The 23,607-nt window shown below is 72.8% G+C and carries 17 protein-coding genes; 10 read left to right on the forward strand and 7 right to left on the reverse strand.

Features of this window, described 5'->3' with window-relative positions; genetic code table 11:
* Nucleotides 1-23 precede the first annotated feature (23 nt).
* Nucleotides 24-653 carry a hypothetical protein gene (locus Pen02_RS42200; RefSeq protein ID WP_239141756.1) on the reverse strand — a complete coding sequence of 210 codons (630 nt, stop codon included), beginning with the start codon at nucleotides 651-653 and terminating at the stop codon, nucleotides 24-26.
* Between the two features lie 208 nt (nucleotides 654-861).
* The gene (locus tag Pen02_RS34135; RefSeq protein WP_239141758.1) at nucleotides 862-1,695 is read right to left on the reverse strand and encodes an SURF1 family cytochrome oxidase biogenesis protein; all 834 of its coding nucleotides are present in this window, start codon (nucleotides 1,693-1,695) and stop codon (nucleotides 862-864) included.
* A gap of 229 nt (nucleotides 1,696-1,924) precedes the next feature.
* Between Pen02_RS34135 and Pen02_RS34140 the strand changes: the two genes are divergently transcribed.
* Nucleotides 1,925-4,474, forward strand: a complete 2,550-nt coding sequence (locus Pen02_RS34140; RefSeq protein ID WP_239141760.1) for a cobyrinic acid a,c-diamide synthase CobB — start codon at nucleotides 1,925-1,927, stop codon at nucleotides 4,472-4,474.
* Between the two features lie 34 nt (nucleotides 4,475-4,508).
* A complete protein-coding gene (locus tag Pen02_RS34145) occupies nucleotides 4,509-5,078 on the forward strand; it encodes a GNAT family N-acetyltransferase (RefSeq protein WP_203870296.1) in 570 nt (189 codons plus the stop codon).
* A 138-nt stretch (nucleotides 5,079-5,216) separates the two neighbouring features.
* Here Pen02_RS34145 and Pen02_RS34150 read toward each other — a convergent pair whose 3' ends face one another.
* A complete protein-coding gene (locus Pen02_RS34150; RefSeq protein ID WP_203870297.1) occupies nucleotides 5,217-7,382 on the reverse strand; it encodes a transglycosylase domain-containing protein in 2,166 nt (721 codons plus the stop codon).
* A gap of 138 nt (nucleotides 7,383-7,520) precedes the next feature.
* Between Pen02_RS34150 and Pen02_RS34155 the strand changes: the two genes are divergently transcribed.
* From Pen02_RS34155 to Pen02_RS34170, 4 genes are all read left to right on the forward strand, one after another.
* A complete protein-coding gene (locus Pen02_RS34155) occupies nucleotides 7,521-8,732 on the forward strand; it encodes an aminotransferase class I/II-fold pyridoxal phosphate-dependent enzyme (protein WP_307837756.1) in 1,212 nt (403 codons plus the stop codon).
* The gene (cobT, locus tag Pen02_RS34160) at nucleotides 8,732-9,814 is read left to right on the forward strand and encodes a nicotinate-nucleotide--dimethylbenzimidazole phosphoribosyltransferase (protein WP_203870469.1); all 1,083 of its coding nucleotides are present in this window, start codon (nucleotides 8,732-8,734) and stop codon (nucleotides 9,812-9,814) included. Before Pen02_RS34155 ends, cobT begins: the two co-directional genes overlap by 1 nt.
* 2 nt (nucleotides 9,815-9,816) lie before the next feature.
* Nucleotides 9,817-11,358 carry a uroporphyrinogen-III C-methyltransferase gene (gene cobA, locus Pen02_RS34165; RefSeq protein ID WP_239141762.1) on the forward strand — a complete coding sequence of 514 codons (1,542 nt, stop codon included), beginning with the start codon at nucleotides 9,817-9,819 and terminating at the stop codon, nucleotides 11,356-11,358.
* Nucleotides 11,359-11,801: 443 nt separating this feature from the next.
* Nucleotides 11,802-13,295, forward strand: a complete 1,494-nt coding sequence (locus tag Pen02_RS34170; RefSeq protein WP_239141764.1) for a glycoside hydrolase family 10-like protein — start codon at nucleotides 11,802-11,804, stop codon at nucleotides 13,293-13,295.
* Nucleotides 13,296-13,413: 118 nt separating this feature from the next.
* Here Pen02_RS34170 and otsB read toward each other — a convergent pair whose 3' ends face one another.
* Both otsB and Pen02_RS34180 read right to left on the reverse strand, forming a co-directional pair.
* The gene (gene otsB, locus Pen02_RS34175; RefSeq protein WP_239141766.1) at nucleotides 13,414-16,023 is read right to left on the reverse strand and encodes a trehalose-phosphatase; all 2,610 of its coding nucleotides are present in this window, start codon (nucleotides 16,021-16,023) and stop codon (nucleotides 13,414-13,416) included.
* A complete protein-coding gene (locus Pen02_RS34180) occupies nucleotides 16,020-17,420 on the reverse strand; it encodes an alpha,alpha-trehalose-phosphate synthase (UDP-forming) (protein ID WP_203870300.1) in 1,401 nt (466 codons plus the stop codon). Before Pen02_RS34180 ends, otsB begins: the two co-directional genes overlap by 4 nt.
* Nucleotides 17,421-17,752: 332 nt before the next feature.
* Between Pen02_RS34180 and ettA the strand changes: the two genes are divergently transcribed.
* The 4 genes from ettA to Pen02_RS34200 all read left to right on the forward strand — a co-directional run bounded on the left by ettA (nucleotide 17,753) and on the right by Pen02_RS34200 (nucleotide 21,462).
* Nucleotides 17,753-19,429, forward strand: coding sequence for an energy-dependent translational throttle protein EttA (gene ettA / locus Pen02_RS34185; RefSeq protein WP_203870301.1), 1,677 nt, complete (start codon nucleotides 17,753-17,755; stop codon nucleotides 19,427-19,429).
* Nucleotides 19,430-19,508: 79 nt separating this feature from the next.
* A complete protein-coding gene (locus Pen02_RS34190) occupies nucleotides 19,509-19,937 on the forward strand; it encodes an acyl-CoA thioesterase (RefSeq protein WP_239141791.1) in 429 nt (142 codons plus the stop codon).
* An 11-nt stretch (nucleotides 19,938-19,948) separates the two neighbouring features.
* Nucleotides 19,949-20,707 carry a DUF8185 domain-containing protein gene (locus Pen02_RS34195; RefSeq protein ID WP_203870303.1) on the forward strand — a complete coding sequence of 253 codons (759 nt, stop codon included), beginning with the start codon at nucleotides 19,949-19,951 and terminating at the stop codon, nucleotides 20,705-20,707.
* 131 nt (nucleotides 20,708-20,838) lie between these two features.
* Nucleotides 20,839-21,462: a type III secretion system chaperone family protein gene (locus Pen02_RS34200; RefSeq protein WP_203870304.1), complete on the forward strand. Its 624-nt coding sequence runs from the start codon at nucleotides 20,839-20,841 to the stop codon at nucleotides 21,460-21,462.
* A gap of 57 nt (nucleotides 21,463-21,519) precedes the next feature.
* Here Pen02_RS34200 and Pen02_RS34205 read toward each other — a convergent pair whose 3' ends face one another.
* Together Pen02_RS34205 and Pen02_RS34210 are read right to left on the reverse strand one after the other, a co-directional pair.
* A complete protein-coding gene (locus Pen02_RS34205; protein ID WP_203870305.1) occupies nucleotides 21,520-21,951 on the reverse strand; it encodes a globin in 432 nt (143 codons plus the stop codon).
* Between the two features lie 90 nt (nucleotides 21,952-22,041).
* On the reverse strand, nucleotides 22,042-23,415 hold the full coding sequence (locus Pen02_RS34210) for an MFS transporter (protein ID WP_203870306.1): 1,374 nt from the start codon (nucleotides 23,413-23,415) through the stop codon (nucleotides 22,042-22,044).
* Between the last annotated feature and the right edge of the window lie 192 nt (nucleotides 23,416-23,607).

Below are 23,607 nucleotides of genomic sequence, written 5' to 3' on the forward strand. Positions count from 1 at the left end.
CGGGTCCGCGCCCCGGGCGCCGCTCAGATCGCGGCCAGCGATCGCGCGTAGTTCACCTGCTGGTGGATCTGCCGCACCTGGGGCTCGGCGGTGACCGGGATCCGGGCGACGTATTGCCGCGCGCCGTTGGTCACGGTGACCTGCACCGTTCCACGGTGGACGGTCTCCTTCACCAGCAGGAACAGCAGGCTGAACACGGTCAGCACGCAGAACCCGACCACCGCCAGCACGATCGCCCAGGTCGGCGTCTTCTGTTCGCTGTGCCAGTAGTCCGCGACGTGCCACTGCGAGCCGGCCAGCGGAAGGACGCCGCTCGGGGTGCGTACCGTCAACGGGGTGACCGCGATCTCGCCGATCTGCGCGACCACCGGCTCCACCGGGACCGGCGCCTGCCAGCCGGTCCCACCGGTCGGCTGGCCACCACCGGAGTACGGCTGCGCCGACACCGGGTACGACTGCCCGGCTACCGGATACGGCTCCGCGCCGAGCGGGTACGGCTGGGCCGGGTAGCCCGGAGGCGGTGTCGCCGGCCCGGACGGAGTGTCCTGCGGTTGCGGCGGCGGTGGATAGCCGGGTGAGACCGAGGCGTCGGTCGGCCACGGATCGGTCGGCGGCGGAGGTACGTCCGGCGCTCCGGTCGGGTCCACGCTCATGCCGGCTCCTCCCACTGCCACACCGGCCCGTTCCGCAGACCTTAACCCGGAGCGCCCGCCAGCCTTCACCCCGGAGCGCCCGCCAGCCCTCGGATCCGAAGCCTCCGACCGCACCTCAGCTCCGGAGCATGATCGCTGCCGTCGGTAGCTGCGCCGAGTGCCACGCCCGGCCCGAGTTCAGGGGCGGGGAGTGCTGGCCGGCTGGAGTTCAGGAGCGGGGAGTGTTGGCCGGCTCGTCCAGTCGGTCCAGTCCGGCCCGGTTCCGGCGGTCGTCGCCGTCCTTGAGGTCGCCGCGCGCCTCCCGGCGGGCCGCCCAGCCGAAGCCGACCAGGGTCAGCAGCGCGAACAGCCACCACTGGACGACGTACCCGCCGTTCTGCCAGTCGTTCTCGTGCCGGATCGGTATCGCCGAGAATGTCGGGTCGGCGGCCGGGGTCTGCTCGTCCAGCAGCAGGTACCCGGAGAAGACCGGATAGGGCAGTTCGCGGGCCAGCGCCGGTACGGCGATCCGCCGGGTCTCGATCCGGCCGTCCCGTCGGGTGACGGCGTCGGGCTTGCTCTCCGACAGGTGCACCCGGCCGATCACCGTCACCTCGCCGGACGGGGCGGCGGGGATCTCCGGCCGGGCCAGCGCGCTGCCACCGGCGGCCGGCGGGATCCAGCCCCGGTCGACCAGCACCGCACTTCCGTCGGGCAGCCGCAACGGGGTGAGCACCTCGAACCCGACCTTGCTCTCCACGGTGCGGCTGCGGATCAGGATCACGTTCGTGCTGTCGTACCGTCCGGTCACCGTGACCCGGGTCCAGGCCGCGCCGGCCGGCGGCGCCGGACCGGTCGTGCCGGCCGCGCCGTCGGGCCGGGGCAACACCTGGTCCACCGGTACCGGCGCCAGGGTCGCGGTCTCGTCGATCCGCTCGTTGATCGCCGCCCGCTCCTGGTAGCGACTCAACTGCCAGTTGCCGAGCAGCACCATCACCGCAGCCGCGGCCAGGGTCAGCGCGAGGATGCCCAGCCAGCGGGGCGTGAGCAGGAACCGGTACACAGCACGAGGCTACCCGGGCCCCTCCGGCGGTTTCCCAGGTGGCCGGCTCGGCGGGCGAGCGCGGCGCCCGGTGCCGGGTATCCTCACGCGCGTCGGTTCGATCGACGGGTCGGGCCGGGCCGTCCCGCGCACCACCCACGCCGTCCGTACCGCACCCTCCGCACCGCCCGCACCGGGCCGGTGACCGCGCCCCGAGGAGCCGACCATGATCGCTGCGCCACGTGTAGTGGTGAGCGCACCGTCATCCGGACACGGCAAGACCGCCATCGCGGTCGGCCTGCTCGCCGCGCTCGCCGCCCGAGAGCTGGACGCCGCCGGTTTCAAGGTCGGCCCCGACCACACCGACGCCGCCTACCTCGGCCTCGCCGCCGGGCGGCCGGGCCGCAACCTCGACCCCCGGCTGGTCGGCTCGCAGCGGATCGCGCCGCTCTTCGCGCACGGCTCCGCGGACGCGGACATCGCGGTGGTGGAGGGCACGATGGGGCTCTTCGACAGCCTGGCCGGCCGGCCGGAGGTCGACTCGACCGCCGCGATCGCCACCGCGCTGCGCGCCCCGGTGGTGCTGGTCGTCGACGTCGGCTCGATGGGCCAGTCCGTCGCCGCGCTGGCGCACGGCTTCCGGGCGTACGACGAGATGCTCTGGCTCGGCGGCGTGATCCTGAACCGGGTCGCCTCGGACCGGCACGAGCAACTGCTCCGCGACGCACTGGACGACATCGGCGTACCGGTCTTCGGGGCGTTGCGCCGACGGGACCTGCCCGCCGTCCTGCCGTCCCGGCAGCACGGGGTGGTGCCGGTGATGCAGCGCGGGGTCGAGGCGTACCGGGGGGTGCGCCGGCTCGGCGAGGCGATCGCCGGAGCCGTCGATCTCGACCGGCTGCTGGCGCTGGCCCGCTCGGCACCCCGGGTGCCGGTGACCGCCTGGTCGGCGGCGGAGGCGCTCGCCGAACTGGGGCCGGTCGACGAGGCACCGGCCCGGCGTACGGTGGTGGCGCTGGCCGGTGGACCCTCCCTGTCGTACTCGTACGCCGAGACTGCGGAACTGCTGGCGGCGGCCGGTGCCGAGGTGGTGACCTTCGACCCGCTCCGCGACGAGGCGCTGCCGTCCGGTGCCGGTGCGCTGGTGATCGGCGGCGCGCTGCCGGAGGCGTACGCCGAGGAGTTGTCGGCGAACCGTCGGCTCTGCATCGCGGTCGCCGAACTGGCCCGTACCGGTCGACCCGTGATCGCCGAGGGAGCCGGCCTGCTCTGGCTGGCCCGGGAGTTCGACGGGCGGCCGATGTGCGGGGTGCTGGACGCCGTCGGGGCGAGCCTGGACCGGACGGTGGTCGGTTACCGGGAGGCGACAGCGCGCGCCGACACTCCGGTGGCCCGGCTCGGTGCCCGGGTGGTTGGCTACAAGCAGCATCGCGGGTTGCTGACTCCGCGCGCCGGGCAGACCCCGGCATGGAGCTGGGGCGGTGGCCCGCCGGAGGGATTCGTCTGGCGCCGGGTCCACGCCTCGCAGTTGACCCTGCACTGGGCGAGCAGCCCGGTGATCGCCAGCCGGCTGGTCGCCGCCGCCGCGTCGGTCGTAACGCCCGACCCGGCCGGACCGGCGCCCGTGCCGTCCGCCGCCCCGGCCGGCGCCGCTGCCTCGGCCCCGGACCCGGCCGGCTCGGCCACCCCGGTGTCGCCCGGCCCGGTGGGCCCGGCCGCTCCGGTGTCGCCCGGCCCGGTGGGTCTGGCCGCTCCGGTGTCACCGGCGCTGGTCGGCCCGGCCGCTCCGGTCTCCCCGTCGGGCCTGGTGGGCCCGGCGGCGCCGGTCTCGCCGCCGGCCCCGGGTGGGCCGGTCACCCCGGTTCCGCCGTCCGGCCCGGCCGCCCGGCCGCCCGTCCCCGCCGCTCCGACGTCAGCCGCACCGGGCCAGCCGACGCCGGGCGCTCCGGCCCGACCCGTACCGTCCGGCGGTCCGGTGCCACCCGCCGGCTCCGTTCCGCCTGCCGGCCTTGTTCCGCCCGCCGGCTCTGTTCCGTCTGGCGGGCCTGTTCCGCCCGGCGGCCCTGTTTCGCCTGCTGGACCGGTTCCGTCCGGTGGCCCTGTGTCGTCCGGTGGCCCTGTGTCGTCCGGTGGTCCCGCTCAGTCGGTTGGTCCCGCTCAGGCGGGTGGCCCCGCTCAGCCGGGTGGTCCTGGGCGGTCCGGGCCGGGCTGGGCCGGACCCGGTGGCGGTGGCCCGGGTACTCCTGCTTCGATGTTCGGCGCCCCCGCCGCGCCCTCCGGAGCGGGGCCGGCCGGATCGGGCGCCCCCCGGCCACACTCGGGTCCGCCCGCACCGTTGGCCGGGTCGACCGCTGCCCAGCGGGACGTTCCCGGGTCACCCGGCTCGCCCGGTAGCTCACCGCCCGGTTCGGCCGGTAGTCCGCCCCCGGTTCCGGCCGGCAACCCGCCGTCCGGCGTGCACGGGGTCGGGGCCGGTCCGATCGTTCCTCCCGCGCCTCGGCAACGGCCGGCTGCCGGGGCCGACACCGGCGGGACTGGGGCCGCGCCCCGGCCGAGGCCGGTACCCGCCGACGAGCACGGTGCGCCGACGGGCGCCGTCGACCGACCGGCGCCGGCCCGGAGCGGCGAGCCGGCTACCAGGCCGGGGGCCGACCCCGCGTACGTCCCGGGCAGGCCGCCCGGTTCCGGCCGGCCGGGGACCGACCCGGCGGCGGACGTCGCCGGACCGGGGCGAGCGGCCGGTCCCGACCCGGTGGCCGGCTCGGTGCCGAGCAGCCCGGCCGGTGGACCGGTGGCGTGATCCGCTCCGGTGGCGAGTGGGGTGAGTCGACGGTATGAGCGGCGAGGTGGCGGTGCGCCGCTTTCCGACCCTGACCGTGTCGACGCCCCGGGTGCACGTACGGCCGCTGCGGGCAAGGGACGCGGGCGCGGTATCGGCGATCTTCGCCGACAAGCAGACCCAGCGCTGGCTGCCGTTCCACCGCGAACTCGGGCAGATCGACGGCGACGCGTGGTGCACCGAGATGGCCCAGGAGCGGCGGGACAGCGGTAACGGTGACCACTACGGCGTGGTCCGGCGCGAGGACGAGCGGCTGGTGGGCTGCCTGTGGACGAAACGCACCGACTGGGGAGGCCGGGTCACCGAGGTGTCGTACGCGATCGCGCCGGAGGCGCGCGGGTTCGGTATGGCGGCGGAGGCGGTCGACGCGATAGCCGTGGCGTTGATCCTGGAGCACGGATTCCAGCGCCTCGAACTTCGGGTGGCTCCCGGCAACACCGCGTCCCGGCGGGTCGCGGAGAAGGCCGGCTTCACCTACGAGGGGCTGCTGCGCAACGCCGGGTACGTGCACAGCGGCCGGGTCGACCTGGAGGTCTGGTCCCTGGTCGCGGCCGACCTGCACTGAGCCGACCCGCACTGAGCCCACTTGCGCTGTGCCGGCGTGCACCGAGGCGGCGTGCACCGAGGCGGCGTGCGCCGAGGCGACCTGCATTGGGCTGCCGGGCGGTGAACCGGCCCGCGCCGCGTGGCGGCGTTGCGCGCGTCAGCCGGTCATCTCGTCCGAGGGCGGGTTGAACTGGCGTACCGGCTGGTCTTTCAGCGCGTTCTTCAGGAAGCCGGCGACCGCGTCGATGGGTATGTTCGCCGGGCCCCCGCCGACCGGGTTCATCGGGCTGTCCGGGTCGGAGAGGAAGCTCGCGACGGCCAGCTCGGGGGTGTAGCCCACGAACCAGGCGGCCCGGTCGCTGTCGGTGGTACCCGTCTTGCCGGCGACCGGCCGGCCGACGATGCCTCGGACCCGGTCGGCGGTGGACCAGCCGCCGCAGCCGCCCCGGGCGGGGGTGTCCCCGGTCGGGCACCGGGCGGCGTCGGTGGCGGCCCGGGCCGCGTCGGCGCCGACCTCCTGGCTGCATCGGGGCAGGGCGATCTCCAGATCCATTCCGGCGCCGGTCCGGTACGTCGCCGGTGTGCCGTCGGCCGCGACGATCGAGGTGACCGGCAACGCCTCGCAGAACCGGCCCTCGGCGGCGACCGTGGCGTACGCGTTGGCCATCTCCAGCGGAGTGACGTCGGAGACTCCGAGGGTGAAGGAGCCCCACTTGTTCGCCTGGCTGGGCGACGCCTGCCGCTTGTCGATGTCGGTACGCCACTGTAGGCCCAGCCGCTCGGCCAGCCGGACCACGTTCTCGGCGCCGACCTTCTGCTCAAGCCAGACGAAGTAGGTGTTCACCGACTTGCCGAAGCCGGACCACATGGTCTGGTTGCCGCTCATCGCGCCGCTGGCGTTCGACGGGCACCAGTATCCGCCGCAGTCGGTCGGGCCGCCGGTGCCGTCCGGATAGATCGAGACGAACCGGTGCGGGGAGTTGAAGTCCGTGCTCAGCGGCAGCCCGGCGTCCAGCGCGGCGAGCATGGTGAACATCTTGAACGTCGATCCGGCCTGGTAGCCGGGGAGGTCCCCGCCGCCGAGCAGCGGTACGACGGTGTTCGGGTAGTTGCCCTTCATCCGGCCGCGCTTGCTCGGGTCGGAGTGGGTGCCGTTCTCGCTCTGGTCCAGTGAGTAGGCCCGGTTGACCGCCATCGACCTGACGTAGCCGGTGCCGGGCTCGACGGCGACCAGGCCGTGCGCGTACGGGCTGCCGATGGACTGGCCGGCCCGCACCTGGTCGTCGGCGACCTCCTGCATCTTCGGGTCGAGACTGGTGACGATGGTGTAGCCGCCCCGGCGCAGCCGGTCGAGGCGTTCGAGCGAGTTGCTGCCGAACGCGGGCTGCGCGGCCCACCAGGCTTTCAGGTAGTCGCAGAAGAAGCCCCAGGAGTTGTGGCCCTCCGGCACCGACATGCAGTCGTTCGGCGGGCTGCTCAGGCGGAGCTGGATCGGCTCGGCCCTCGCCGCCGTGGCGGCCTGCGGCGACAGGTAGCCCATCGCCTGCATCCGGTCCAGTACGTAGTTGCGCCGGTCGGTGGCGGCCTTCCGGTCCGAGCTGGCCGGGTCGTACGTCGTCGGCGCCTTCACCAGACCGGCGAGGGTGGCCGCCTCGACCGGGGTGAGGTCCTTCGGCAGCTTGGAGAAGAAGATCTCCGACGCCGAGTAGATGCCGTACGCCCGGTGGCCGAAGTAGGCCGAGTTGAGGTAGCGCTCCAGGATCTGCGACTTCGTCGTCTCCTTCTCCAGGTCGAGGGCGAGCCGCATCTCGCGGAGTTTGCGCAGTGGCGTCTGCTCGGTCGCCTGTCGGACCTCGATCGGGGTCTTCGCGCTGTCCCGCAGGGCCATCCGGACGTACTGCATGGTGAGTGTGGAGGCACCCTGGGACACCCCGCCGGCCTGCTGGTTGGCGACGAAGGCCCGGATCACGCCCTTGGGGTCGACCCCGTTGTGCTCGTAGAACCGGGAGTCCTCCGACGCCACGATCGCCTGCTGGATGTACGGCGACATCTGCGAGATCGGCACGTACCGCCGGTGTTCCTCGTAGAAGGTGGTGATCAGGGTGGTGCCGTCGGCGGCGTAGAGATAGCTGGTCTGCGCCGGCGACGAGGCGAGCAGGTCGGCCGGGGTCTTCTGCACCAGGTCGGCGCCGGCCTTGGCGGCCAGGCCACCGGCCGCGACGAACGGGAACAGCGCCGCCGCGACGACCACACCGGCGATGAGTCCGGAGCGGAGCAGGGGTACGAGTCGACCAGGGGCAGAGCGGGTGGTGGGGTTGGTCACGTTTCCAAGCTATGATAAGTCCTGGCAAAACATGATAAAGATTCGCGGATGTGCCGCTCTCCGGCCCGACCGGTTCGATCACCTCCGATCCGCTCCGAGACGTCCGCTGGCCGCCACGGTCGGCCGCCCGGCAGGATCATGCGCATGCACCGGCCGGCACCCGCTCCGCCCTCCGTCGGGCCTGATCTCGGCCACCACGGCGACGTCGAGCTCGCCCCCGGCCTGGTGGATCTCGCGGTCAACGTCCAGCGGCAGCCGATGCCCGCCTGGCTGCGGGAGCCGATCGTCGCCTCGCTGGAGACGCTGACCGCCTATCCCGATCCGGCCCCGGCCCGGGCCGCCGTCGCCGCCCGGCACCGGCGGCCGGTCGACGAGGTGCTGCTGACCGCCGGGGCGGCGGAGGGGTTCGTGCTGCTCGCCCAGGCTCTCCGGGGGGCCCGCCGGCCGGTGGTCGTGCATCCCCAGTTCACCGAGCCGGAGGCCGCGCTGCGGGCGGCCGGACACCTGGTCGAGCGGGTGCTGCTGCCGCCGGAGACCGGCTTCCGGCTGGACCCCGACCTGGTACCGGCCGACGCCGACCTGGTCTTCGTGGGCAACCCGACCAATCCCACCTCGGTACTGCACCCGGCCGACGTCCTGGCCGGCCTGGCCCGTCCCGGCCGGACCCTGGTCGTCGACGAGGCGTTCGCCGACTCCACCATCACCCCCGTTGACCCCCAGACCGACCCCGCCAGCCGTCAGCCCGACCCCGCCAGCCGTCAGCCCGAGCCATCCAGCCGTCAGCCCGAGCCAGGGAACGGTCATTCCGAGCCAGGGAACGGTCAGCCTGAGTCCGGGGACGGTCGGCCCGAGCCGGAGTCGCTGGCCGGCCGGCGGGACCTGCCGGGGTTGGTCGTTGTGCGGAGCCTCACCAAGACCTGGGGACTGGCCGGACTCCGGATCGGCTACCTGCTCGGCCCGGCCCCGCTGCTCGGGCGGCTGGCGGCGGTACAACCGCTCTGGGCGGTCTCGACTCCCGCGCTCGCGGCGGCTGCCGCCTGCGCCACTCCCGAGGCGGTGGCGGCCGAGCGCCGGATCGCCGCGCGACTCGCCGCCGAACGCGGGTACCTGGTCCGTCGGCTGGGCGAACTGCCCCGGGTACGCGTCGCGGGTACCCCGGCCAGCGCCTTCGTGCTGATCCACCTGCCCGGGGCGGCGCGGGTACGGCTGGCGCTGCGGGATCGGGGCTTCGCGGTCCGGCGCGGGGACACCTTCCCGGGCTTGGGCCCCGACTGGCTACGCCTCGCGGTACGGGACACTGCCACCACCGACCTGTTCGTGGCCGCGCTGGCCGGAATCCTGGAGGAATGATGTTGGACGCCACCCTCGCCGAGATCGGTCCGCTCGACGAGGCGGCCATGGCCGCGGCTCACGACCTGCACGCCCGGCTCACCAAGCCGGCCGGTTCGCTGGGCGCGCTGGAGGAGCTGTCGATCCGACTGGCCGGGCTGGCCGGCGTCTGCCCGCCGCCGCTGCCCGAGCCCGCCGCGGTGGCGATCTTCGCCGCCGACCACGGCGTGCACGCCCAGGGGGTGACGCCGTGGCCGCAGGAGGTCACCGCGCAGATGGTGGGCAACTTCCTGGCCGGCGGTGCGGTGGTGAACGCGTTCGCCCGGCAGACCGGCGCCACGGTGACCGTGGTCGACGTCGGGGTGGCCACCCCGCTGACCCCCGCGCCGGTGCCCGCGCAGCGGTCCGGGAGCCCGGCACCCCGGCTGGTGACCGCGAAGGTGCGGGCCGGCACCCGGGACATGACCGCCCGGCCGGCGCTGACCAGGGACGAGGTACGCGCGACGGTCGAGACCGGCATCCGGACGGCGTACGAGTTGCTCGACTCCGGCGCCGGAATCCTGGTCACCGGCGACATGGGGATCGGCAACACCACGGCTGCCGCCGCGCTGATCGCCGCCTGTACCGGGATCGACCCGGCCGAGGCCACCGGTCGGGGTACCGGGATCGACGACGCCACGTACGCCCGCAAGGTGGCCGTGGTCCGGGCGGCGCTGGCCCGGCACGTACCCGATCCGGCCGATCCGGTCGGGCTGCTGGCGGCCGTGGGCGGGCTGGAGCACGCGGCGCTGGCCGGTTTCATCCTCGGCGGCGCCGCACGGCGGGTCCCGGTGCTGCTGGACGGGGTGAGCGCGGTCGCCGCCGCGCTCGTCGCCGCCGCGTTCGCTCCGGACGCGGTCGGCGCGATGGTCGCCGGCCACCGTTCGGCCGAGCCCGGCGCGACCGCCGGGTTGGACCGGTTGGGGCTGCTGCCGATAATCGACCTGGGCCTACGGCTCGGCGAGGGCACCGGCGCCCTGCTTGCCTATCCGGTGGTCGCCGGTGCGGTGCGGGTGCTGCACGAGGTGGCCACGTTCGACGCGGCGGGAGTGTCGGAGAAATGATCATGTATCCGCTTGCGCTGCGGCTCGCCGGCCGACGGGTGCTGGTGGTGGGTGGCGGTGCGGTGGCGACCCGGCGGGTGCCGGCGCTGCTGGACGCGGAGGCCCGGGTGGTGGTGGTCGCGCCCGAACTGACCCCGGCGCTGCGCGCGCACGTCGACGCGGGCCGGCTGGAGTGGGTCGCCCGGGAGTTCGTGCCGGCCGACCTCGACGGAGCCTGGCTGGTGCAGGTGGCCGTCGACGACCCGGCCGCCGCCGAGGCGGTCAGCGCCGCCGCGCTGGAGCGGCAGATCTTCTGCGTACGTGCCGACGACCGCGACGCCGCGACCGCCTGGACCCCCGCGGTGACCCGGTACGGCCCGCTCACCGTCGCCGTGCTCGGCGGCGGTGACCCGCGTCGGGCCGTGGCGGTCCGGGACGCGATCCGCGAGCAGTTCATCACCGGAACGCTCGCCACCGGAACGCTCACCACCGGAGCACTCGCCACCGGTGCGGATGCCACCGGAGCACTTGCCACCGCTGCGGATGCCAGCGGAACACTCGCCACCGGCGCGGACGCGGCCGGTAACGGCGTCTCGCCGGAGCGGACCGGCACCGACGGCCCGACGGCCGACCCGGCGACGATGGACGACTCGACGGCCGACGGCTCCATGCCGGACGACTTGACGTTGGACGGCTCGACGGTCGACGGGGCGGCGGTCGACGGGACGAGGGTCGACGGGACGGCGGTCGACAGGGCGATGGCGGACGGAGGCAGCCCGGGCGGGCGGCCGACGCGTCCCGTCGGCCGGGTCGCGCTGGTCGGTGCGGGGCCGGGCGACCCCGAGCTGATCACGATCCGTGGCCGGCGGCTGCTCGCCGAGGCGGACGTGGTGGTCGCCGACCGGCTGGTCCCCGGGTTGCTCCTCGACGAGTTGCGCCCCGAGGTCGAGCTGGTGGACGCCACCAAGATCCCGCACGGGCCGGCCGCCGCGCAGGAGGAGATCAACCGGGTCCTGGTGGACCGGGCCCTGGCCGGCGCCCGGGTGGTACGCCTGAAGGGCGGCGACCCGTACGTCTTTGGCCGGGGTGGCGAGGAGGCGCTGGCCTGTGCCGCCGCCGGCATACCGGTGACCGTGGTGCCCGGGGTGACCAGCTCGGTCGCCGCGCCGGCAGCGGTGGGCATCCCGGTGACGCACCGGGGCGTGGCGCACGAGTTCACGGTCGTCTCCGGGCACCTTCCGCCGGACCATCCCGGTTCGCTTGTCGACTGGTCGGCGCTGGCGAAGCTGCGCGGCACCCTGGTCGTACTGATGGGGCTGAACAACCTGCCGGCGATCACCGCCGCGCTGCGGGCGTACGGCCGGTCGCCGGAGACCCCGGCGGCGGTGGTGCAGGAGGGTACGACCGACGGTCAGCGGCTGCTCCGGTCGACGCTCGGCGCGATCGCGGAGGAGGTGCGGGCCGCCGGGTTCCGTCCGCCGGCCGTGGTGGTCGTCGGTGACGTGGTGGAGACGCTGGCCGGACTGCCCGCCACCAGCGGCGTCACCGGCAGCCGAGTCGATTGAAGCATCTTTACATATCGATCGAGTCGCGCGAAACTTGTCGCCATAGGTGGCGGGGCTGATCCAGCCGCCACTCAGGATGGCGGCCCCGGTGTGCGGTGCGATCGGTTCCGGCGTCCGACGAGGCCGGCCGACCCCGGTCGGCGGTGCGGCCGACGAGGCGAGGGGCGCTGGCGATGGCAGACCCATACGGGCGAATTCGGCGACGTTCGTGGCACGGCAGGACCGGTACCCGGCGGCTGCTGCTGACCGGGCTGCTGGCCCTGGCGACGACCGCCGCCGGCCTGACACCGGCCGGCGCGGCGCTCCCGACGCCCGGCGGAGCGCTCCCGCCGGCCGACCGAGCACCGACATCAGCCGGCGGAGCAGGTCCGGCAAGCGGAGCAGGTCTGGCGGGCGGTGCAGGTCTGGCGGGCGGTGCAGGTCTGGCGGGCGGTGCAGGTCCGGTGGGCGGGGCGGACGGCGTGCCGCCGCCCACCGTCGCGGACCGGTCCAGTGTGGACTGCCCGGTGGGCGACGTCCCGAAGCGGCAGCTCCGGGGCACCTGGATCGCGTCCGTCTCCAACATCAACTGGCCGTCCCGGGCCGGACTGACCGCCGCCGCGCAGCAGGCCGAACTGCGCGGCCTACTCGACCAGGCTGCCGCGCTCCGGCTCAACGCGGTGTTCCTCCAGATCCGGCCGGCCGCCGACGCGTTCTGGCCGTCACCCCACGAGCCGTGGTCGCAGTATCTGACCGGCAGCCAGGGCGGGAATCCCGGGTACGACCCGCTCGCCTTCGCCGTCGCCGAGGCGCACGCCCGCAACCTTGAACTGCACGGCTGGTTCAACCCGTACCGGGTGAGTACCCAGGGCGATCCGGCCCGGCTGGTCGCCGGGCATCCGGCCCGGGTCAACCCGAGCTGGGTGGAACGCTACGACGGCAAGCTCTACTACAACCCCGGGGTGCCGGCCGCCCGGCGGCACACGGTCAACGCGATCATGGACGCGGTGACCCGGTACGACCTCGACGGGGTGCACTTCGACGACTACTTCTACCCGTACCCGGTGAGTGGCCAGACCTTCGACGACGCGGCCGAGTACGACGCGTACGGGGCGGGCCGGTCGCTCGCGGACTGGCGGCGGTCCAACGTCGACACGCTGGTGCAGGAGTTGGGCGCTCGGATCAGGCAGGCCAAGCCGCACGTCAGGTACGGCATCTCACCGTTCGGCATCTGGCGCAACGCCGGCACCGACCCGCTCGGCTCGGCCACCACCGGCCTACAGTCCTACGACGCCATCTATGCCGACACCCGTAAGTGGGTGAAGCAGGGCTGGATCGACTACGTGGCGCCGCAGCTCTACTGGACGATCGGTTTCCCGGCCGCCGCCTACGACGTGCTGGTGCCCTGGTGGTCCGAGGTCGTCGCCGGCACCGACGTGCAGCTCTACGTCGGCCAGGCGGCGTACCGGATCGCGGAGTGGGGCGACCCGGCGGAGATGCCGGACCATCTGCTGCTGAACCGGAACCACCGGGTCTCCGGGGACATCTACTACTCGGTCAAGCAACTGCTTGCCAACCCGCTGGGCTTCGCCGACCGGCTGCGTACCGACTTCCACCGCTATCCGGCGCTGGTGCCGGTCAACGCCCGGCTCGGCGGTACGCCGCCCGGAGCGGTCCGGTCGCTGGCCGCCCGCCGGGTCGGTACCGGCGTGGAGCTGACCTGGACGGCCCCGTCCGGCGGTACCGCACCGGCCTACTATGCGATCTACCGCGCCGACGCTGCCGGCTGCGGCATCGACGCCGCCCGCAACCTGCTCCGGCTCCAGCGGGCCGGCTCCGGCACCCAGCGCTTCACCGACACCGCACCGCCCCCGGTCGGCGCCCCGGGCTACCTGGTCACCGCCGTCTCCCGCCTGCACCACGAGAGCCCGCCCACAGCGGTCACCGTGGCGCCGTAGCGCGCAAGATCGCCCTCCATACACGACAAGATCGCGCTCTGAACCGGAAGTAGTGGCCTCACGGGCTCCGTGAGGCCACTACTTCACCGAAACAGCGCCGATCTCCGCCCGAGGACGGTCAGGCCTTGACCATGTTGTCGAGGAGGAGGGCGCAGCGGATCAGGCCGAGGTGGGAGTACGCCTGGGGGTGGTTGCCCAGGCCGCGTTCGGAGATCGGGTCGTACTGCTCGGGGAGCAGTCCGGTCGGGCCGGCGGTGTCCACCATCTGGGTGAACAGCTCCTCGGCGTCGGAGCGTCGACCGGTGCGCAGGTACGCCTCGATCAGCCACGCCGTGCAGATGTGGAAGCCGCCCTCCCGACCCGGCAGCCCGTCGTCCCAGCGGTAGCGGTAGACCACCGGACCGCTGCGCAGGTCGGCCTCGACCTTCAGCACGGTGGCCAGGAACCGGGGGTCGTCGTCGGGCAGCAGCCCGGACAGGCCGATCCAGAGCGAGGAGGCGTCCATCTCCTCGTCCCCGTACGCCACGGTGTAGGCGCCGGCGCCCTCGTGCCAGCCGAACTCCAGCACGTTGTGCCCGATCCGGTCCCGCAGCTCGACCCACTCCGGCCGGTCGCCGTCGCCGTGCTGGCGTACGACGTGCAGCGCCCGGTCCACCGTCATCCAGCACATCACCTTGGAGTAGACGTGGTGCCGGGGTGGCAGCCGCGCCTCCCAGAGCCCGTGGTCGGGCTCGTGCCAGCGTCGGGCAACCGCCTCGACCATGTTCTCCAGCACCCGCCACTCGGTGTCGCGTACCGAGCCGCGCAGGTCGGCGACCGCCGCCAGCAGGTCGGCGACCGGCCCGAAGACGTCGAGTTGGAGCTGGTGGTTGGCGAGGTTGCCGACCCGGACCGGCCGGGAGCCGGCGTACCCGGGCAGGGTGTCGATGACCGCCTCGGCGCCCAGCTCGAACCCGTCGACGGTGTAGAGCGGGTGCAGCCGTTCCGGGTGCCCGCCGGTGCGCTCGACGCAGCCGTCGACCCAGCGCAGGAAGCCCTCGGCCTCGGGCAGCGAGCCCAGGTCGACAAGCGCCCGCGCGGTCATCGCGGCGTCCCGGAGCCAGCAGTACCGGTAGTCCCAGTTGCGGACCCCGCCCAGCTCCTCGGGGAGCGAGGTGGTGGCGGCGGCCAGGATCGAGCCGCTGGCCTCGTGCACCAGGCCGCGCAGGGTCAGCGCGCTCCGCCCGACCAGCTCGCGGGCGGAGGTCGGCAGCCGCAGCCCGGCGACCCAGTCCCGCCACGGCTGCTCGGCCACCGCCTGCCGCTCGTGCACCGGCACCCGGTGGTGCTCCAGGCTGTGCGAGCCGAACCGCAGCTCGCAGGTGACCTGGCCACCGGCGGCGGCCAGGTCGACCACGGCCCGGGCGGTCTCGTAGCCGCCGTCGTTGACGATCTGCCACTCGACACCGGGGGAGTAGAGCGCGATCGGCTCGTTGGAGCCGAGCACCAGCAGCCCGTCGCCGAGCGGCTGGAGCTGCACCGCGACCTGGCCGAACTCGGGGCGGGGGGCGAAGTCCAGCCGGACCCGGCCGGCGCCGCTGAGCACCCGGATCAGGGTCGAGTCGCCGCTGATCACCGCCGCGCCGGTGGGCACGTTGTCGGTCGACGGCCGGTCCAGCCAGTCGGTGACGGTCAGCCCGGACCAGCGGGTCTCCACGGTCATCGTGCCCGGCCGGTAGCGCTGGCCGAGCGGCAGGCCGCCGCGCTCGGGGGCGATGCTGAAGAAGCCGGCCGGGTGGCCGCCGACCAGGTCGGCGAAGATCGCCGGGGAGTCGGGCTTGGGGTGGCAGAGCCAGCTCAGGCTCGCCTCCGGGGTGACCAGTGCGACGGTACGCCCGTTGGCCAGCATCGAGTGCCGCTCGATCGGTACGGCCCGCTCGCCGAAGAGCCAGTTCCGGCGTACCTCCAGCAGCAGCGCGAGCACCCGGGCCGCGTCGACCGGCTCGTTGATCCGGAAGGTGGCCCGGGTCTCGCCCGGACCGATCTTGATGCCGACGTCCGGCCCGTGCAGCTTGGCGAAGGCGTTCTCGTCGGTGACGTCGTCGCCGAGGAAGAGTGCCGCGCTCGCCGAGAGCTGGGTACGGAGCTGTTCGAGCGCGGTGCCCTTGTTGGTGGGGATCACCGACAGCTCGATCACCTCCTTGCCCCGGGTGACGGTGACGTCCGGCCAGGTGGCGGGGCCGCCGTCGACTGCACCGACCACCTCGGCGGCCACCTCGGGCTCGGCGCCACGGGTGTGCACCGCGATACTGGCCGGCTTGGTCTCCAGGCGTACCCGGACCTTGCCGGCGACGATCTGCCGCAGCTCGTTACGGAGCCGGGTGCGTACCTCGATCAGCTCGGGGGAGAGCCGCTCGACGAACCCGACGTCGAACTCGGAGCCGTGGCTGCCGACCAGGTGCACCTCGCTGGGCAGCCGGGAGAGGGTGGCCAGGTCACGCAGGGCTCGACCGGAGACCACCGCCACGGTGGTCTGCGGCAGGGCGGCCAGCGCGCGTACGGCGGCGACCGACTCGGGCAGCGGTACGGCCTTGGTCGGGTCCTCCACGATCGGCGCCAGGGTGCCGTCGTAGTCGCAGGCGACCAGGAGCTGTGGCACCCGGGCGATCCGGCCGACCGCGGCCCTCAGCTCGGGATCGATCGCGTCGAGGGTGCGTGGACCCCCGTCGAGTAGGGAGCCGGACTTCACTCGTCCTCCGTCTCGGGTACGCCCAACTCGTTGAGGAAGGAACGGGCCCAGTGTCCGACGTCGTGGGTACGCAGGTGGCGCTGCATGATGCGCATGCGGCGCCGGGCCTCGACCTTGTCGACGTGGACCGCACGCAGCAGTGCGTCCTTGACTCCGTCCGGGTCGTGCGGGTTACAGAGGAATGCCTGGCGCAGCTCGGTGGCGGCGCCGGCAAACTCACTGAGCACGAGGGCGCCGCCCGAGTCGGCGCGTGTTGCTACGTACTCCTTGGCCACCAGATTCATTCCGTCTCGCAGCGGGGTCACCATCATCACGTCGGCCGCGCAGTAGAGCGCGGCCAGTTCACTGCGACTGTACGACTGATGGAGGTAGTGGACGGCCGGTACACCGACCCGGCCGAATTCGCCATTAATTCGACCAACTTCGCGTTCCACCTTGACCCGGAGTGCCTGGTAGTGCTCGACCCGTTCCCGGCTCGGCGTAGCAACCTGCACCATAACCGCGTCGGGAACTGTCAACTTTCCGTCAGACAGCAACTCGCGGAACGCCTTGAGCCGAAGTTCGATTCCCTTGGTGTAGTCGAGCCGGTCCACGCCGAGGATGACGGTCTTCGGGTCGCCCAACTCGGTGCGGATCTGCTTGGCCCGCGCCTGCACCGCCGGGTCGGCGCCCATCCGCTCCATCTCGGCCACGTCGATGGAGATGGGGAACGCGCCCGCCTTCACCTGCCGGCCGTCGACCTGGATCATCTGGCCCTCGTAGCGGAGCCCGAGCAGGTGCCGGGCCAGCCGGACGAAGTTCTGCGCCGCCAGCCGCTGCTGGAAACCGACCAGGTCGGCGCCGAGCAGCCCGCGCAGTACCTCGGCGCGCAGCGGCATCTGCATGAAGAGTTCGATCGGCGGAAAGGGGATGTGCAGGAAAAAGCCGATTCGCAGGTCGGGCCGGAGTTCGCGGAGCATCGCCGGTACGAGCTGGAGTTGGTAGTCCTGCACCCAGACGGTCGCGCCCTCGGCCGCCACCTCCGCCGAGGCCTCGGCGAACCTGGCGTTGACCAGCCGGTACGCCTCCCGCCACCGACGCTTGTACGCCGGGGTCTCCACCGCGTCGTGGTAGAGCGGCCAGATCGTGGCGTTGGACTGGCCCTCGTAGTAGCGTTCGAGTTCCTCGGCGCTCAGGGGCACCGGGTGCAGCCGGATTCCCTCCAGGTCGAACGGCTCCGGGGCCGCACCCACCCCACCGGCCCAGCCGACCCAGGTGCCCTGGTGCTGGGCGAGCACCGGATGCAGGGCGGTGACCAGGCCGCCCGGGCTGCGCCGCCACTGGCGCCCCTCCGGTGTGGTCACCTCGTCGACCGGCAGGCGATTCGCAACGACCACGAACGAGCTACGAACGGTCACAATCAGTGCACCTCCGGTGATGACGGGTGTCCACCGCTGAGCGTACTGAGCGTAGCTGCGGTGCCTAACCCCCAGTGGCACTCTTACTGCCCTGCGGGATCCGCCGGAGAACGCGAAGGTGATCATGACCACCTGGTACGCCTGCCGGCGGGTCCGGCGGAGGGTGATGTGGGCGGGCCGGGCCGGACCTGTCAGGATTGACGACGGCGCTCTTCGCCTCACCGCGTGGCCGGCACGAAACCGACAGCGCGGTCCACCGCAAGCCCGACGTCGTGGTCGGTCGAACATACGACATCCGGGGACAAACACATCCGTGGGAGGTAGGCCGCACCGTGGCCCAGTACATCTACGTCCTGGAGAAGGCGCGCAAGGCGCACGGCGACAAGGTCGTGCTGGACAACGTGACGCTGAGCTTCCTGCCGGGGGCCAAGATCGGTGTGGTCGGCCCGAACGGCGCCGGTAAGTCCAGCCTGCTGAAGATCATGGCGGGGCTGGACCGGCCGAGCAACGGCGAGGCCCGGCTGATGCCCGGCTACACCGTCGGACTGCTCGCCCAGGAGCCGCCGCTCAACGACGCCAAGACCGTGCTCGGCAACATCGAGGAGGCGGTGGCGGAGACCAAGGCCAAGCTGGAGCGGTTCAACAAGATCGCCGAGCAGATGGCCACCGACTACTCCGACGAGCTGATGACCGAGATGGGGCAGCTCCAGGAGGAGCTGGACCACGCCGACGCCTGGGACATCGACTCCAAGCTCGAACTGGCGATGGACGCGCTGCGCTGCCCGCCGCCGGACGCCGACGTCACCCAGCTCTCCGGCGGTGAGCGGCGCCGGGTCGCGCTCTGCAAGCTGCTGCTGGAGGCGCCCGACCTGCTGTTGCTGGACGAGCCGACCAACCACCTGGACGCGGAGAGCGTGCAGTGGCTGGAGCAGCACCTCGCCAAGTACGCCGGCACGGTCATGGCGATCACCCACGACCGGTACTTCCTCGACAACGTCGCCGGCTGGATCCTCGAACTCGACCGGGGCCGCGCCGTCGGCTACGAGGGCAACTACTCCACCTACCTGGAGAAGAAGGCCGCCCGGCTGGCCGTCGAGGGTCGCCGCGACGCGAAGATGAAGAAGCGGCTGAGCGAGGAACTGGAGTGGGTCCGGTCCAACGCCAAGGCCCGGCAGACCAAGTCCAAGGCCCGGCTGGACCGCTACGACGAGATGGCCAACGAGGCGGAGAAGACCCGCAAGCTCGACTTCGAGGAGATCCAGATCCCGCCGGGCCCCCGGCTGGGCAACACCGTCATCGAGGTGCAGGGGCTGCGCAAGGCGTTCGGCGACCGGGTGCTGATCGACAACCTCAGCTTCTCGCTGCCCCGCAACGGCATCGTCGGCATCATCGGCCCGAACGGCGTCGGCAAGACCACCCTGTTCAAGACCATCGTCGGGCTGGAGCAGCCGACCGACGGCGCGGTCAAGGTCGGCGAGACGGTCAAGCTGTCGTACGTCGACCAGAACCGGGCGGGGCTGGCCGGCGACAAGACGCTCTGGGAGACGGTCTCGGACGGGCTGGACCACCTGATGGTGGGCAAGGTCGAGATGCCGTCCCGGGCGTACGTGGCGGCCTTCGGGTTCAAGGGTCCGGACCAGCAGAAGCCGACCAAGGTGCTCTCCGGCGGCGAGCGCAACCGGCTCAACCTGGCGCTGACCCTCAAGATCGGTGGCAACGTCATCCTGCTCGACGAGCCGACCAACGACCTGGACGTGGAGACCCTCTCCTCGCTGGAGAACGCACTGCTTGAGTTTCCCGGCTGCGCCGTGGTCATCTCGCACGACCGGATGTTCCTGGACCGGGTCGCCACGCACATCCTGGCCTGGGAGGGCGACGACGAGAACCCGTCGAAGTGGTTCTGGTTCGAGGGCAACTTCGAGGCGTACGAGAAGAACAAGATCGACCGGCTCGGCGCGGAGGCGGCCCGGCCGCACCGGGTCACCTACCGCAAGCTCACCCGTGACTAGTCCGGTCGAGGCCCGACCGGCGCAGACGGCCGCGCCGGTCGAGCCGGTCGACGGCCGGCGGTACGTCTACGACTGCACGCTGCGCTGGTCGGACCTTGACGCGTACGGGCACGTCAACAACGCCCGCTTCCTCACCCTCTACGAGGAGGCCCGGGTCGCGCTGATGTTCGCCGGTGGCCGGGCCTGGGGCGTCGGCTCGTTCGCCGACGGTGTGGTGATCTACCGGCACGAGATCGACTACCTGCGCCCGGTCGAGTACGCGCTCGGCCGGGCGACCGCCGAGCGCGCCCCGACGGTACGCATCGAGATGTGGGTCGAGGACCTGCGGCAGGCCCGCTTCACCATCGCGTACGAGCTGTTCGACGGTGGCGTACTGGCCAGCCGGGCCCGGTCCGTACTGGTGCCGTTCGATCTGGAGAAGCAGCGTCCACGCCGGCTGACCGAGGCGGAGCAGGAGTTCCTGCGGCGGTACCTGGTCGAGCCGGCGGTACCGGAGAAGCGAGCGTAGGGAGCGGTTCGGTGCCCGGTGCGGAGAAGGCTGCGGGTGGTGCGGTGGTGGCGACGACCGGGCACGGGCACGGGCTGTCCGGCCTGCCGGACGCCGGTGCGTTCCTGGCCCGGCTGACCCGGCTCGACCCGGCGGCGGTGGTCCGACTCCGGTCGGGGACACCCGGTGGGACGGCCGGACCTGCGGACCGGACGGTGCTCTGGGCGCGACTGCCCTGGGGTGTCCTGGTGGGCCGGGTGGTGGCCGGGGCGGGACCGGGCGACGCCACGGTCTCCGCCGCCGAGCTGCTGGCGGAACTCGCCGACGGCGGTGCGGCACTGCCCCGACGTAGGGACGCCGACTGGCGGTGGCCGGTGCCCGGCGGGCCCGGGTCGGTGGTGGAGACGATCGCCGGTCCCGAGCTGCGGCGAATCGCCGCAGCGGCGGCGGAGACCCTGCGCGGCGCGGCCACCGAGGGGGTCGCCGGCCGGGCGGTGGGCCAGCGGGCGGTCCGGGACGCGCTGCTCGACCACGTCGCGGTGGTGGTCACCGGCGGTGCCGGCGGGACGGATCCGACCCGGGACGGCGGCCGGATCGAGGTCTCTCAACGACTGGTCCAGGCCATCGTCCGGATGGGCTTTCTCGGCTCCTCCGGCCCGGCCGACCGGGACGCCGTACAGGTGCGGATCATGGGTCGTTGGGTCGGATTGGCCGCACCATTCGGAGTGGCATGGTCACAGAAAGTCAGTCAGCTTGCGATAAAACCGGCGCGTGATCACCCGAACGGCTGATCCGGCATGGTCCATCTGTCTTGGGGGTGCAGTTGGGGGGGTGCTTCAAGCCGGCTGTACGGGTACCGTCGGGCCTCGGATCCAACGCAACGTAGGCATGTGGATCCGCTGGGGAGTGAGGTGCGCAAGCGATGCCGTGGTGGTCATGGCGCCCCGGCCACGCCGGTGGCGGCGAGCCGGAAACTCGAAGCAGGATCCCGTCGGACGGTGCCGTCCGGGTCGGGCCGCCGGCGCCTCGGGAGCCGGAGCACGACTGCCGACCCGAGCCAGACGTCCGGCCCGGTGACCGGGACTCCCGGCCGGGGGACCGGGCCTCGATCAGGGAGATCCCCCCGGTGATCGCACCGGTGACCCTGCGCCGGGTCGGGGACGCGCTGGACCTGCTCGACGTGCGCTATCTCGCCGACGGCGACGGCAGCCTGCTGGCCATGTGGGAGCGGCACGCCGTGCTGTTCGCCCTGGAGGGGCCGGACGACGAAATCCTCGTCATGCGGGCCCGTCCACACTCCACCGTGCCGCCGGACTGGGCCGACCGGGCCTACCGGGTGGTCAACGAGTGGAACCACACCCGCCGGTTCTGCAAGGCGTACGTCGGTGACCCCACCGAGCGCGGTCAGCTCCCGATCTACGCCGAGCTACAGGTGCCGCTGAGCGCCGGGGCGCACGACGCCCTGCTCGTCGAGATGCTCGACTGCGGCGCCGCCGTGGCGACCACCTTCGTCGACTGGCTGCACGACGAGGGCGCCCTGCTCTAGGGGCTGTCAGCCCGGTGCCAGGGGGACGCTAGGCCCGAACCGCTCGACCGACCGGGCTCAGTGCGCCGGCCCAGGTGTCTCGTCCATGGTGTTGACCATGAAGTACGCGGCCCGTTCGAGGTACTGCCACAGCGTCTCGGCCTGCTCCGGCGTCAGTTCCAGCCGGTCCACCGCCCCGCGCATGTGCCGCAGCCAGGCGTCCCGCTCGACCGGCCCGACCCGGAACGGTGCGTGCCGCATCCGCAGCCGGGGATGGCCGCGCTGTGCCGAGTAGGTGTTCGGGCCACCCCAGTACTGGATCAGGAAGAGCGTGAGCCGCTCGGCGGCCGGGCCGAGGTCCTCCTCCGGGTACATCGGCCGGAGCACCGGGTCGGTGGCGACACCCGCGTAGAACTCGTCGACCAGCCTCCGGAAGGCCGGTTCGCCGCCGATCTCCTCGTAGAAGGTCGGCGACGGGCGGGTCTGCTCTCGCTCACCTGCGGGATTCACCGCTCCATCCTGCCATCCGGCCCGGTGATCGACCGCAGCCGGAGCGGCCGGCCGGGTGCGGGCTGGCTCACACCATCCCGGCGGAACCGTTCAGACGGCGCCGATACCGGCCTCGGAGGACGGCGGCCGAGGGTTCGGCGGCGGCGTACGCTCCGACCTGCGGGCCGCCGGGGCCGACGCGATCCGGCCGTCCGTGACACCGGCCCGCCCGGCCTGCGCGATCGCCGCGTCGAACTGCGCGGACTGCGGCCAGCGCAGCGCCAGCAGCAGCATCAGCAGCACTCCGGCGACGCTCCACAGCCCCACCACCCGGGGGATGGTGAACCGCTCGGCCAGTACGCCGGTGGCGAGTACCGCGACGCCCTGCATCACCTGCACGCCGGTGTTCATCACGCCGTTGGCCCGGGCCCGGTAGCCGTGCGGCAGGGAGAGCACGAAGAGCCCGTTCGTCACCGGCAGCAGGCCGGCGACCGCCACGCCGGCGACCGCAGCCAGCAGTGCGACCACCAGCGGCGGTGGATTGAGCAGGGCGGGCACCATGGCCAGCGGGGCGAGCACCGCGAACGGCCGCACCAGGGACCGGCGCAGGTCCGGCCGGACGCCCCGGCCGATCAGCAGCCCGCCGAGGATGAAGCCGGCCGGCGCGGCGATCATGATCAGTGCCTGGGTGGCGCTCCGGTCGGCGCCCGCACCCGCGAACTCGGTGGCCCAGGCCGCGGCCAACCCCTCCGGCACGATCGCGAACAGCATCGCGCAGAACACCAGGATCGCGATGGCCCGCAGGACCGGAGTGCCGAAGACCAGGGCGAAGCCGGCGGCGGTCTCCCGGAGCAGGTGCTGGCGGCCGTGCTCGGGAGGTACGGCGGGCCGGTGCCGGACGCCGAAGAAGATGATCAGCGCGGAGAGGCCGAAGGTGGCGGCGTTGACGAGCAGGGCCAGCGCCGGGCTGTACAACGCGATCCCGGCCCCGGCGACGTAGCCGAGCACCTGGGCCGCCTGTCCCGCGCTGCCGTGCAGCGAGAGCGCGACGACCAGCCGGTCCCCGGTGAGCAGGAGCGGCAGCATCGCGGACCGGGCCGCCTGGCTGGGCGGGTTCGCCAGCGTCGCGGCGAAGAGCAGCGCCAGGATCACCGGGGTGTCCAGACCGTCGATCGCGATGGCCGCGTACAGCGGCAGCCGGACGAGGTCGCAGATCACCATGACCGTCCGGTACGGGTACCGGTCGGCGAGGGTGGTGAGCAGTGGTCCACCGACCAGCCACGGTAGGTAACTGGTGGCGAAGGCGGCGGCGGAGAGTGCGACGGACTCGCTCTGCTGGTAGACCAGGAGTGTGACGGCGGCCTTCGCGAGGTAGTCGCCGGTCCAGGTCAGTACGGTGGCCGCGAAGACCGCCCGGTATTCACGCTGGGCGAACACTTCCCGAAAGGTTGCCGGCCGTTCGGGAGCGCGTGTCTCTTCGGACACCGGTGGGCCTCCATCGTTCTCGACCGCTGACCAGTTGTGATGGGGCTGCCGGGAACGTTAGACGTTCGGATCAGCAAGGTCTTCGTCACGCTCCGGGAGGGAGCTTGTTCTGGATTCTGCCCGATCGTATGACAACTGGCTAGGGCGAACGGATAGATCGTCGCATCCCCGACTGGTCGAACGGACGATACC

Source organism: Plantactinospora endophytica (assembly GCF_016862915.1).
Lineage (GTDB): Bacteria > Actinomycetota > Actinomycetes > Mycobacteriales > Micromonosporaceae > Plantactinospora > Plantactinospora endophytica.